Annotated in this window: 12 protein-coding genes; 8 read left to right on the forward strand and 4 right to left on the reverse strand. The window is 53.8% G+C overall.

Translation table 11 applies throughout. The features are described from left to right. Nucleotides 1-17: 17 nt before the first annotated feature. The 4 genes from VH413_13685 to bamE form a co-directional block, all read right to left on the reverse strand. The gene (locus VH413_13685; GenBank protein HEX3799742.1) at nt 18-710 is read right to left on the reverse strand and encodes a hypothetical protein; all 693 of its coding nucleotides are present in this window, start codon (nt 708-710) and stop codon (nt 18-20) included. 18 nt (nt 711-728) lie between these two features. Beyond that, the gene (locus VH413_13690; protein HEX3799743.1) at nt 729-1,388 is read right to left on the reverse strand and encodes a hypothetical protein; all 660 of its coding nucleotides are present in this window, start codon (nt 1,386-1,388) and stop codon (nt 729-731) included. Nucleotides 1,389-1,406: 18 nt separating this feature from the next. Continuing rightward, on the reverse strand, nt 1,407-2,099 hold the full coding sequence (locus VH413_13695) for a hypothetical protein (GenBank protein ID HEX3799744.1): 693 nt from the start codon (nt 2,097-2,099) through the stop codon (nt 1,407-1,409). Between the two features lie 843 nt (nt 2,100-2,942). Next, nucleotides 2,943-3,257 carry an outer membrane protein assembly factor BamE gene (bamE, locus tag VH413_13700; GenBank protein HEX3799745.1) on the reverse strand — a complete coding sequence of 105 codons (315 nt, stop codon included), beginning with the start codon at nt 3,255-3,257 and terminating at the stop codon, nt 2,943-2,945. Nucleotides 3,258-3,901: 644 nt separating this feature from the next. Between bamE and VH413_13705 the strand changes: the two genes are divergently transcribed. The 8 genes from VH413_13705 to plsX all read left to right on the forward strand — a co-directional run bounded on the left by VH413_13705 (nt 3,902) and on the right by plsX (nt 12,990). After that, entirely contained in the window at nt 3,902-5,272 is a 1,371-nt protein-coding gene (locus tag VH413_13705; protein HEX3799746.1) for an aconitase family protein, read from the forward strand. Nucleotides 5,273-5,361: 89 nt separating this feature from the next. After that, nucleotides 5,362-7,269, forward strand: coding sequence for an O-antigen ligase family protein (locus VH413_13710; protein HEX3799747.1), 1,908 nt, complete (start codon nt 5,362-5,364; stop codon nt 7,267-7,269). A 145-nt stretch (nt 7,270-7,414) separates the two neighbouring features. After that, a complete protein-coding gene (locus tag VH413_13715; protein ID HEX3799748.1) occupies nt 7,415-8,227 on the forward strand; it encodes a FecR domain-containing protein in 813 nt (270 codons plus the stop codon). Between the two features lie 79 nt (nt 8,228-8,306). Next, nucleotides 8,307-10,697 carry an adenylate/guanylate cyclase domain-containing protein gene (locus VH413_13720; protein ID HEX3799749.1) on the forward strand — a complete coding sequence of 797 codons (2,391 nt, stop codon included), beginning with the start codon at nt 8,307-8,309 and terminating at the stop codon, nt 10,695-10,697. Nucleotides 10,698-10,728: 31 nt separating this feature from the next. After that, a complete protein-coding gene (gene coaD / locus VH413_13725; protein ID HEX3799750.1) occupies nt 10,729-11,217 on the forward strand; it encodes a pantetheine-phosphate adenylyltransferase in 489 nt (162 codons plus the stop codon). A gap of 13 nt (nt 11,218-11,230) precedes the next feature. Continuing rightward, entirely contained in the window at nt 11,231-11,716 is a 486-nt protein-coding gene (locus tag VH413_13730; GenBank protein ID HEX3799751.1) for a YceD family protein, read from the forward strand. 6 nt (nt 11,717-11,722) lie between these two features. After that, entirely contained in the window at nt 11,723-11,911 is a 189-nt protein-coding gene (gene rpmF / locus VH413_13735) for a 50S ribosomal protein L32 (GenBank protein ID HEX3799752.1), read from the forward strand. 53 nt (nt 11,912-11,964) lie between these two features. Further along, complete coding sequence (gene plsX / locus VH413_13740) at nt 11,965-12,990, forward strand: phosphate acyltransferase PlsX (protein ID HEX3799753.1); 1,026 nt, start codon at nt 11,965-11,967, stop codon at nt 12,988-12,990. Nucleotides 12,991-13,007: the final 17 nt, after the last annotated feature.

Consider the following 13,007-nt stretch of genomic DNA (forward strand, 5'->3'; position numbering starts at 1 on the left):
CTTAAAATATTAGTTGATCAATCTCGGCCGCCTTTCTTGCGCGTAAATCCAAAAAACGCCGTTCCGCACAAGATCAGGCTCCAAACCCCTGGCTCAGGAACTAAGTTGGGTGAAAATTGAATGTCGTCTATGGTTGCTGCACCGATCCCGCTAGGAAATCCCGGCTCTGTAAAGGCCAATTGATCGAGTTCTCCCGCAAATGCGGAAATATCTCCCCCATAAACTGTATAGATAGAATTATCATATAGCGGAACCATATTTATCAGATTGCCGTTTATTGTCGTCTGAAGCCCGAAAGCATCATCTTGAATGTCAACCAATAAAGACTTGCTTTCAAATGGAACAACCCCGGTTTGCATGAGGGAAAAAGCAAAACCATTGCCACCTGAAATATAGGCGCTGAAGCTGCCTTGAAGTGGCGGCGGCAAGGAGCCAGAGCCTAATTCATTATCATTCACCGCGATGAGCGGGGAGCCCAAAGCTAGGGCATCGTAATAAACCTGCGTAAGAGATTGCGTTCCAAAAGAAGCCTCCGTTTCGGTCGCGCTCCACCCAGGAAATGCATTGACGATAGGAATTTGCGTGACACGCGAATCCCCAGCGACATTGGCTGACTCGAAGTTCAAGTTTCTAAATGTGCCTTGGGCATTTGCGGACATCGCCGCAGCCGTTAAGAGAACAAGAATGATTATTGAAAGGTATAACCTCATCCTTAAAATATTAGTTGATTAAGCTAAGCCTTTTTTTAGGCGCCTGACGCCAAAAAAAGCTGTTCCGCACAAGATCAGGCTCCAAATGTTTGGCTCAGGAACTAAATTAGGAGAGAATTGAATATCATCGAGAATGCCAGCATTGTTTGGAAGCGCTGTAAATGCCAACAATCCTGTATCTCCTGCAAATGTAGATACGTCACCCGCTACTACGTCGTAGTTTGCAGTCGAACCAAGCTTGAATAATGAAATCGGTTGACCAGCGAACGAAACCTGAAAACTCGAAAATGAATCAGCAAAAAATATAATAGATTTTACGTCGGATGGAATTTGTCCGGATTGGCCGATGGAGGCACTCTCTGGTGCACTAGCAGAGGAACCTTGAAGTCCTACTGAATAACTTCCTTGAAGAATCGGTTCAGACGATCCGGGCCCTTGCAAGCTGATGGCTGCGGCACCCAGGCTAACAGTATTATACACAACTTCATTTCCATTGAAAGTTCCGCTTTCACCTGTCCAGCCTGGTAACGCGTCAGCAATCGGAACTAAGCTATTTACCGGATTTAACGGTGTCACCGGATGCTCAAAATCAAGGTCTATAAATGTTCCTTGAGCATTTCCGCGCGCGATTACAGAAATCGAAAGAACCCCGATGATTGCTGGAAGACATAACTTCATGTTTAAAATATTAGTTGATCAATCTCGGACGCCTTTCTTGCGCGTGAGTCCAAAAAAAGCTGTTCCGCACAAGATCAGGCTCCAAACGCTTGGCTCAGGAACTAAATTGGGTGAAAATTGAATATTGTCCAATACCATCCCGCCAAGCTTATTTGCACTAAAGTCAGCGGTAAATCGCAATTCATCCGTTTGACCTGCAAAAGCAGAAATATCCCCGATGTATTCGACATAACTTCCCTGTTGAGATTCTGGAACGACCGGAATATTTTGACCGCCTAGCATTACGGACCATCCTGGCCCCGTTGGCGGTGCAGCGGTGAAGATAATTGAGCGGCTCCCGCTCGGTATAAGACCTGTTTGAGCGATAGAGGCGGTAGAAGCCCCATTAACTCCGTTCAAACCGGCTTGTAGCACCACCGTATACTGATTTCCCGGAATAACCCCTCCAACTGGACTATTTTGGTCAAGGAGTGCCACTTCGACACTTCCGGTGGAAAGATTATTGTAGAGTAACGAGTTTTGTTGTGAACTCCCAAAATATGCTGACCAGCCAGGAAGGGCTTCTACAACTGGAACAAACGAGCCGTTTGGAGTTCCTTGAGGAATTGCCGCTGAGGCAAAATTTAGATTTTGGAATGAGCCTTGAGCATTTCCGCGCGCGATTACCGATATCGAAAGAACCGCGATGATTGCTGGAATGTATAACCTCATCCTTAAAATATTAGTTGGTCAATCTCGACTCGTAAAGGGGTCAGGGATGAATAAGTGAATAGGTTCATTTCTGTGCCAAGCGGATGGCATTGGCAGCGGTGCGCCAATGTCCGATTTGTAATCGTTCAGTTATCCAACGCCAATTCATCGTTGTTTCTGCCCGCAATCGGACAGCCAGTTTTCAGTTTGAGCGTGTCGGTTTTTTGTCGCAAGTCAAATTACGACGATCCTTGTTGTCCCGCACGATGTCTCACGACGGTTCCCGCGATTTATTATCTCAATATTATCCCTGACCCCTTTTAAGAGATGCTCGCCTGGGCTCGCCTCGCGTTGCTCGATATAGTTTTTATTTTTTTTGGTTTTGACCCAGGGTAGCGCCGAGGACGGCGCAACCCTGGGCTTTGTTGCGGAACCTGCTTCGCGGTTCTCGGAGGGGAGTGCGGTAGGGTTTATGGGGCGTTAGATATGGGGAGAATTGGGGCTCGCGGGTACGCTCTCCCTCCCCATTTTTTTGTGGATGGATGCTCGCTTGGGCTCGCCTCGCGTTGCTCGATATGGTTTTTATTTTTTTTGGTTTTGACCCAGGGTAGCGCCGGGGACGGCGCAACCCTGGGCTTTGTTGCGGAACCTGCTTTGCGGTTCTTGAGGGGAAATGCGGTGGGGTTTATGGGGCGTTGGGTGTAGGGAGAATTGGGGCTCGCGGGTACGCTCTCCCTCCCATTTTTTTTGGCGATTGGTTGGTGGGTGTGGTGGTGGTGTGGTTACGGTTTTCTTTCGTCGCTGGTGGGCGGGTGGTTCTGTGACGGAGAAGCAACGCAGCCAGCGCCTGTCAGAACTTCAGTTTCACAAGGAAGCTGACGCGGACACGTGAACATAGCCACTGGTCACCCCGGTCACGGTATCGCCGCTAAACTCAATGGTCCAGTGTCCCCAGCCGTGGCTGCCATGCGGAATACCCCAAACGGCAGTGTGGCAATGGTCAATATCGCCCTCGGGTCGCTCAGACCTTGGCTGACCGAGCAAGGCATAGACTTGCTGCCGGCTCATGCCGGGTTTCACTTGTTCGTAGGCGGCCTGAGTCGCTTTGGTGCTTGGATTGGGCGTGCTGCATCCTGATGTTGATGCAATAATCAAAAACGCAAGAATGATGTATTTCATAAACCTCACAAACTTATCTGGGATTTTCCATTGGTTTCTGGCCCACGACGAGTGCGAACCTCTGGTGGTGATTTTGCTTTTGCTCCCGGGATTTGCAAGTCTTTTTGACGATGGGCGCATCTCTCTATTTTGATGAGCAAGCGCTGGAATTCACCGTTGTGACGTTACGGAGCGATGTCTGGAGTTTGGTCCAAACAAATAGGAGCACCCTGAAGGGGCGCGGGAAAATTATGGCGTCAAACGCATTAAATCATATTGGTGAGGTCCGCCGTCCCTGCCGGGACGGATTATTTTGTTTGGACGCCGTTTCGGGGATGGTATCCCCGGTTAATGTCCGGCAACCCTCCAGATTGCAAGAAACTGAGATGCGCCCTTTGACGATCTATTCTCGGTTTTTCTTTGGCGGAGGAAACTTTCTGTTGATATGTGTGACTTGCCGCACACTTTTCCGCTCCACGCGAAGAGGCCGTGGTTTTCGCCGGGGAGAGGAGTAATGCGTGTGATCGTGGCGGGGTTGCGCGCGATTGTGGCTGGCGTGGCGGGGAAAAAGGCGGGGAGGGACATTTTTTTGAGGGGGGGAATCCAGAGCGGGGATTGGATTGGCTGTTGATGTCCGGGCGGCTTTGCATTAGGCTTGGCGGACTATGACGTTGACGGAAAAAATAATGGCGCGTGCCAGCGGCAAGGCGAAGGTCGAGGCGGGTGATAATGTGTGGGTCAGCGCGGATGTGTTGATGACGCATGATGTCTGCGGGCCCGGGACGATCGGCGTCTTCAAACGCGAGTTCGGCAAGACGGCGAAGGTTTGGGACAAGCAGAAAATTGTCATCATCCCGGACCATTATATTTTCACGGCGGATTCCAAGTCGAATCGCAACGTGGATATCCTGCGCGATTTCGTGAAGGAACAGGGGTTGCCGTATTTTTACGACGTGATTGATGACGCGAATGGGCATTGGGTTTTTGATCCGGCGAAGGGAATGTTGAATCGTCAATACGGCTCGAATTACGCGGGCGTTTGTCACACGGCGCTGCCGCAAAAAGGCCATACGCGTCCGGGGGAAATTTTGTTCGGCACGGATTCGCACACTTGCATGGCGGGGGCGTTCAATGAATTCGCCACGGGTATCGGCAATACGGACGCGGGTTTCGTGATGGGCACGGGGAAGTTGTTGCTCAAGGTGCCGGAGACGATGCATTTTCGGCTCGAAGGAAAATTGCAGCCGGGCGTCATGGCGAAGGATGTGATTTTGCATTGCATCGGCGAGATCGGTTTTGACGGCGCGACGTATCGCGCGATGCAATTTGACGGCGCGGGCGTGAATAGTCTTTCGATGGACGACCGCATGACCATCGCGAACATGGCGATCGAAGCGGGCGGTAAGAATGCGATGTTCGAGTTCGATGCGCAGACGCAGGCGGCGGTGGATTATCGCTGCAAACTGAACGGGACGAAGGCGAATTACGAGCCCGTGTTTCGCGACAAGGACGAGAAGTTTGTTTACGAATTGGTCGTTGATTTGTCGAAGCTGGAACCCACCGTGGCGTGTCATCCTGATCCGGGCCAGCGCAAGAAGGCGAAGGAAATGGGCGACACGAAACTCGACCGCGCCTACATAGGTTCCTGCACCGGCGGCAAGACGAGCGACTTTTTGGAGTTCGCGCGGGTGTTGCGCGGCAAGCACGTGAAGATTGATACGTTCGGCGTGCCGGCGACGCCGGAGATCGTTCACGATTTGCAGACGGCAAAGTGGGGCGACCAAACCGTGTGGCAGATTCTTTTGGCAGCGGGCGTGCAGATGACGGAGAACGCGGGTTGCGCGGCGTGCCTCGGCGGACCGGTGGATACTTTCGGCCGCATGAACTCGCCGATGAAGTGCATCAGCGCCACGAACCGGAATTTTCCCGGCCGCATGGGGCATAAGGAATCGCAAGTGTTTCTCGCATCGCCGGCGACGGTGGCCGCGAGCGCGATCACTGGGAAAATCACTGACCCGCGCGAATACTGGAGTTGAACCGGTGCGGAGTGTGGAATGATGAGAGGCGCACGGTTGATTTCTGTGCGCTGTGTTGTTTAAGCGGAGGCTTTCAACTTTTTTAATTCTTGGATCGCGAAAAGATTGATGGATGGTGTGAAAAGGGAATTCTTGCGCTCGTGCTGGGAATCCTGGTGTTTGGACCGCTGGCTTTTGGAGCGCACGCGGCGGCGCAATTTTTTGTCCTGCAAGGTTTGACCATCGGCGTGCTCGGGCTGTGGCTGGCGCGCGTGTGGATTGCGGAACGGCCGCAATTTCTTTGGCCACCGATTTGTGGGGCGGTCGTCGCCTTCATGGGTTACGCCATTGCGCGCTACTGCACGGCGGACATCGAATATGTTGCGCGGCAGGAATTGTTGCGCGTCCTCGTTTACGGTTTTCTTTTCTGCGCCGTCGTCAATAATTGCCACCGGCAGGAATCCACCCAGGTCATCGCGCTCACGCTTTTGTTTTTGGGAATGTGCATCGCTGCCTACGCGTGCTTTCAATTTTTCACGAAGTCGCAACGCATCTGGAATTTCGTCGAAACGAGTTATGCGGGGCGAGGCAGGGGGACGTTCATTTATCCGAACCATCTCGCGGGATTTTTGGAAATGCTGTTTCCGATCGGCATCTGTTACGTGGTCATGGGGCGGCTGGGGCACGTGACGAAAATATTTTTAGGCTACGCAGTGGTGGTGATGCTAGCGGCAATCGGGGTCACGCTTTCGCGCGGCGGCTGGCTGGCGACATCGCTGGAGTTGATGTTGCTGTGCGGACTATTGCTGGCGCAACGGGATTTTCGCCTGCATGGCTTCGTGATGCTCGCACTGCTGGTGGTGGGAGCCGCCATTGTGATCCCAAGCGTGGTCGTGCATACGCGCATCGCACGAACCGTGCAAAGCGGCAAGCCGGATGACCTGCGCCTGGCGCTTTGGCAATCTGCGGCGGAAATGTGGCGCGATAATTTATTATGGGGCGTGGGCCCGGGACATTTCGACTACCGCTTTTCCGCGTATCGCCCGGTGGTGGTGCAACTTCGTCCCGACCGTGTGCATAATGACTACCTCAATGCGCTGGTGGATTACGGCATCATTGGCACAGCCATCGTTGCGGTGGCGTGGATATTATTGGCGTGGGGAATTCTCAAGACCTGGCGCACGGTGCGCGGCGGACGCGACGATTTTTCGCGAAAGAAAAGCAATAAATTCGCCCTGCTGATTGGAGCGTCGGTCGGTCTCGTGGGAATCCTGTTTCACTCCCTGCTCGATTTCAACATGCAACTGCCCGCGAACGCCATCCTCGCCGTCACATTGATGGCGTTGTTGAGCAGCCAATGGCGGTTCGAGACTGAACGGTTTTGGTTTCGCTCGGGTGTGATTTTGAAAATCGTGGCGAGCATTATTTTGCTGGCGGGCATCGGTTACCTCGGCATGACCGGCTGGCGTGGGGCGCGCGAAACGGCGAGTTTATATCGCGCCCGGCGTCTTGGCCAGCCGCCGCAACAATTCACCTACGCGATGATCAAGGCCTACGAAGAGGCTTATCGCATAGACCCGATGAATTTCGAGACGGCCCACACACTCGGCGAATGCTATCGGTTGAAGAGTTGGAACGGCGACGATGATTACGTGGTTCTGGCCAAGAAAGCGATGGGTTGGTATCAGCGGGGAATGAAACTCGATCCTTACGACCAATACAACTGGCTCAACTATGGGATGTGCCTGGATTGGATCGGCGGGGCGGATGCCGGGGCGAAAGAAGATTCGAACGTCTATTATAAGCGCGCCATGGACCTGGATCCGAATGGATTTTTCACGATTGCGAATATCGGCTGGCATTATTCGCAGACGGGCGATCTGGCGGCGGCGCGGACCTGGTTTTGGCGTTCGCGGCAGTTGAACCCCTCCCAAACCGAAAACAAAATGACTTACGAATACCTGCCAATCCTCGAACGCCGCATGGAGGAAAACGCGGAAATGTATAAAAGGCCGTGATTTAGGCCTGAAAATTAAGTTGCGGCGCCGGTGAGAAAACCGTAAGATTTTTGATATTATTCGGTTGACATCCCTTGGATGGGAAGCTAAACCTTTAACATACGTAGTATGCGAGAATTACAACCTGAAAACGCCAGGATCAACTATGACAAAAACTAACTCTTTTACCCACAAACTGCTCGCCGGCGCTGTTGCGCTGGCAATGGTCGCCTTGGCGGCCTGCGCCAACGCCGAAAACGTCCCTCAATACGCCACCGTCGTCCGTTTGGATGGCCAGGCGCGTTACTCTACGGACAACAACAAGACGTGGTCGCCGTTGAAGCTGGGCGATGTGCTCAAGCCCGGTTCCGTGATTCAAACCGCGGAAAAATCCAGTGTGGACATCGTCATGGGTGATGCTCAAGAGGGTGCCACCATTGGCACGTCTCGTCCTTCGCCAATCAGCACTGGCGGAGCTGGCAGTGGCGACAGCGGCCCCAAGGCCAACATCGTGCGCATTGATGCAAGCTCGGTTCTGGCGGTTGATAAGATGACGCTCGACAAGACTGGCATGGATGAAGTTTCCGAAACCCAGTTGGATCTTCGCGCTGGCAAAATCTTCGGCAACGTCAAAAAACTCTCTGCTGCTTCCCGTTATGAAGTGAAACTTCCGAACGGCGTCGCTGGTATTCGCGGCACGAGCTACATCCTGAACTCTGACGGTTCCGTCTGGGTCTTGACCGGTCAGGTGATCATCACCTACGTCTCTCCGACGGGCGCTGTGATGACTCAGACTGTCTCTGCCGGACAATCCTTCACGCCTCCGAGCGTTGCTGGCGGAACTGGCACCGTGCAAACCATTCCTCCTACGGAATTGGCTAACTTGATCGCGGGCGAACCTGGTGTTCCTGCTCCGACCGGGGGCCCTACAATTAGTTATACGCCGAACGGCACGTTGATTCACATTTCGCCCGACTAGGATTGGGCCAAAGATAGTTGATCTTTAAAAGACCAGAGCGGCCTTGTGTTGCTCTGGTCTTTTTGTTTACTTTTATAAAGTGAAGATTGGCGTTCTCAAACATGCCCCCGTCTGGATCGCCGCGGTGGTAATTGCTTTCACTTGCGTAGCACAATCCATCCGCCATGATTTTATCGAACGGCTTGAGCGGATGACCTTTGATTGGCGCGTTCGTCTGGCCGCCAGGCATTCTCCCGTTGTTTCCTCCCAACTCGGCTTCGTTTACATTGATGATGATACGATTGATTTGATTAATAACGGTTTTTTGGGCCAAAAATATGGTTTATATTGGCCGCGCCATATTTATGGCCGTGTGATCCGTGAGTTGCAGCGGGAGGGAGCCTCGGTCGTTGCATTCGACATCCTGTTTGGCGGGCTGCGGCCTGACCATGCGCCGGTCTTTATGGCCGATGGCACGGAACTGGGTTCTGATGCCTATCTGGCGTTGCAGATGAAACTCGCGAGCAACGTGGTGATCGCCTCGACTGAGAAAGTCATTCCCCCGCCGCTGTTTCGCACCAATGCCCTCGCTTTAGGTGATATTTCTGCCGAACAGGACGCCGACGGGATACTGCGCCGGGTCCGGGCCTTTCACGTCTATCACAAATGGAATCGCGTGCTTCAAGCGCTGGAAGATGATCCCGAATTTGGCGTGAATCTCAGCCAGGCAATCGTGGAGAGCAATAAAATAATCCTGCCCCGCGCGGGTGGGGATGAACTTCCCCCGGTGCCCCTGTATGGTGATGGGAACATTGATCTTACCGATTTTGTCGGAAACAAAACTAATTTATTCAGAGGTCCCCGCTATCAAAAGGCATTCACCTCCGAGCGCCGCTGGACCATGGGAATCGTTCTCGCCGCTCACGAATTGGGTTTGGATCTCGACCAGGCAAAAGTGGACCTTCCGGGTGGCAAAATCACATTTTCCGGAACGAACGGTGTGAAGCGGATTTTGCCGGTGGACAAGGATGGCTATTTTTACATTGACTGGTGCCTTCCCGTGTTGAACGACAACCGCCTCACGAAGGAATCATTTGAGGCCCTGCTTGGCCGCGACCAGGAGCGAATGTCGGGTGATACCAACCGCTACGCCAAATACAAACGGACCAAGGACTGGCGGGGCAAACTCGTGATGATCGGTTCCAGCGCCACCGGCAACGACCTCACCGACCACGGCCCCACGCCGCTGGAAAAAGACACGCTGCTCGTCAGCGAACATTGGAACGTGGCAAACTCCATCCTGACCGGGCGATTCATTCACAAAAGTTCCCTGCCGATAGACATGTTCCTGATTATTGTCATGGGAATTCTTGCGGCGCAGTTGACGTGGAGTCATCGCGGTCAAATTCTCGTGGCAACGGCGTGGATATTTCTTTGCATCGTATTTTATCTTTTGCTCGCGGTTTTTGCTTATGTGCAATTTCGCTATTGGGTGCCGTTGGTGCTTCCACTGATGGGGTCGCTATTGGTGACCCACTTCTCCTTGCTCGGTTATTTGGTTTTGTTCGAGCAAGCCGAGCGGCGCCGCGTTCGTTCGGTTTTCACGAAAGTGGTTTCGCCGGATGTCGTCACCGAATTGCTCAAGACTGAAAAGCTTTCACTCGAAGGCGCCAAGCGCACCGTCACCGTTTTCTTCAGTGATATTCGCGGTTTCACGGAAATGACCGACGTCAATCGCGACAAGGCTGCCGACTATATTCGGGACAATAAACTTACGGGAGACGCCGCCGAGGAGATCGAGGACGCTCAGGCCCGCGAAACTCTGGCGACCGTCAATCTGTATCTCAAAGTCATCGCCGACGTGGTGCTCAAACACGGCGGCACGGTGGATAAATTCATTGGCGACTGCGTCATGGCATTCTGGGGCGCGCCGGTGCAGGACCAGCATCACGCGCTGCATTGCGTCCGCGCGGCGGTGGATACGCAACGTGCCGTCTATCGTTTGAACCAGGAACGCGAAGCCGAAAATCGCCAGCGCGAAGGCCACAATTTCATGCTTGCCGCCGAAGGCAAACCGCTCGTGCCGCTGCTGCCGATTTTAGTCGTCGGAACCGGCATCAACACCGGCTCGGTGACGGTTGGATTGATGGGTTCGGATGAGCGCGTCAATTATACCGTGTTCGGCCGGGAAGTGAATTTGGCCAGCCGTTTGGAAACGGTTTCGGGACGCGCGCGCGTCATCATCAGTGAAGCGACGCTTGCGGAAATTATTCAGGACGATGCCACCCTCGCGCTTTCCTGCCTGCCGTTGCCGCCGGAGAAAGTGAAAGGCATCCGCAATCCCGTGCGCATCTATGAAGTGCCGTGGCGCGAAGCGGACATGGCGCCGGCGCCGACGGAACCAAAAACCGAAGCGTATAACACCGGTTATTTCAACGCGGGCGATACTTCCACTTCCACCTCCGATACCTCCACGACCATTTTTAGGTAGGCATCGGCGGCTGATTTGCTAGGGTTTCGCCATGCGCACGGTCATTTATCCCGGCAGCTTCGATCCACTCACCAATGGCCATCTTGACGTGATCCAGCGCGCAGCGAAATTATTTGATCGCGTCATCGTGGCCGTGGCGAAAAACGACAGCAAACATCCGCTGTTCACGATGGCCGAGCGGCGCGACCTCGTGGCGAGTTGCGTGAAACACTTGCCGAACGTCGAAGCGGATACCTTCGAGGGGTTGCTCGTAAATTTCGCCGATAAGCATTCGGCAGAGGCGATTATCCGCGGTTTGCGCGCCGTTTCGGATTTTGAATTTGAATTTCAGCTCGCCTTGATGAATCGTAAGTTGAACGAAAGGGTTGAAACCATTTTCATGATGCCGAAAGACACCTACACCTTCCTCAGTTCGCGGCTCGTCAAAGAAATCGCGCGCCTCGGCGGGGATGTGGGGACGTTCGTGCCGCCGCTGGTCAAGGCGGCGCTGACGGCGCGTCTGTCCGGCTCGGAAAAATAACCGTGAGGTCGTTATGCCGTTATTAATTAATTTGCGTCATGTCGAAGACGATGGCTTGGAGCTGAAAGGCAAATTGCCCGCCAGCGAACTGGAGTTGGATGGGATAGACGAGTTGATCAAGGCGGAGAAGCCGCTCCACTATGATTTGGAAGTCCAAAAGCTGGAAAAAAGCGTGCTTGCGCAGGGAGATTTATCCCTGACGCTGCGTTGCGAATGCGTGCGCTGCTTGAAACCCTTTGATTATCAACTGGAACTGGAAGATTGGGCGTGCCTTTTGTCGCTGGAAGGCGATGATCAAGTGCCCATCACAAACGATTGCATAGACTTGACGCCTGCCATACGCGAAGATATTCTCCTTGGGTTTCCGCAGCACCCGTTGTGCAAACCGGACTGTGGCGGATTAGCTAAAAAAGTAATTGGCAAAAAGAAAAAGACTGGCGACGCCGGGCAGGAGGAGATTCCCTCAGCCTGGAATGAGCTTAATAAACTAAAATTTTAAAGAACTATGGGTGTCCCTAAACGCAAACCATCGAGAAGCCGCATGCGCCAGCGCCGGGCTTATAACAGTGTCATGACCCTGCCGCAACTGAGCACTTGCCCGCAATGCGCCGCGCCGTACATCCCTCACCGGGTCTGTCCGGCCTGCGGTTTCTACAAGGGACGTCAGATTCTCACCATCACTGCCGGAGCCTGATCTTTTTGCGAGATGGCGGAAGCTAGCGGTAAACTTCCGCGCTCTCTCCATTTATGCGAATCGTAGTGGATGTCATGGGTGGCGACCACGGTTGCGGGGTTGTCATCGAAGGCGTCAAACACGCGCTTGAAGCGGATGCGAGCATTACCCGCCTTTTCCTCGTCGGCAACGAAACGGAAATTCGCGCGGCCAGCCAAACCGCTGGCCTGAGCGACAACCGCGTGGAGATCGTCCATGCCAGCGAAGTCCTCACGATGGCGGACAAGCCCCTCGAAGGCATCCGCCGCAAAAAAGATTCCTCGATGGTTCGCGCCATCGAACTCGTGCGCGAAGACAAGGCGGATGCCGTCATCTCTCCCGGCAACACCGGCGCGCTCGTCGCCGGTTCCATGAAATTGCGCCGCCTCGAAGGCGTGGAACGCCCGGCCATCGCCGCGCGCATGCCCTCGCGCACGCGCGACTTTGTGCTCATTGATGCCGGCGCGAATCCACTTTGCGAACCCTCCCATCTCGCGCAATTCGCCGTGATGGGCAGCGCCTACGCCCGCGAAATTCTCGGCCAGAAAAATCCGCGCGTCGGCGTGCTCAGCAACGGCTCGGAAGAATCCAAGGGCAACGAACTCACTCGCGGCGCGGCGCGGTTGTGCTCGCAACTCGATTTGAATTTCATCGGTTACGTCGAGGGATTTCATTTGTTTGAAGACGCGGTGGATGTCGTCGTGACGGACGGCTTCACCGGCAATGTCGTTTTAAAAACCGCCGAGAGTCTGGGCTACGCGATGATGCATCTGCTTCGTGGCGCGTTGACCAAAACTCCCGTGCGCAAATTCGGCGCGATGCTTTCGCGCGGCGCGTTTTATGAATTAAAACAGCGTCTCGATCCTGAAGTTTACGGCGGCGCCGTGTTGCTCGGTCTCAACGGCATCGTTATCAAGACCCATGGCTCCTCCCGCGCCCGCGCGGTGATGAATGCCATTCGCGTGGCGGCGGAACAAATCCGCCACGACATCAATCAAAAACTTATTTTAGAAATCGCGCGAGCCAACCAGAAGCTCGCCGCCGCGTCCGAGACACCTTGATCGCGGCAATAAACTCT

Source organism: Verrucomicrobiia bacterium (genome assembly GCA_036268055.1).
Lineage (GTDB): Bacteria > Verrucomicrobiota > Verrucomicrobiia > Limisphaerales > Pedosphaeraceae > DATAUW01.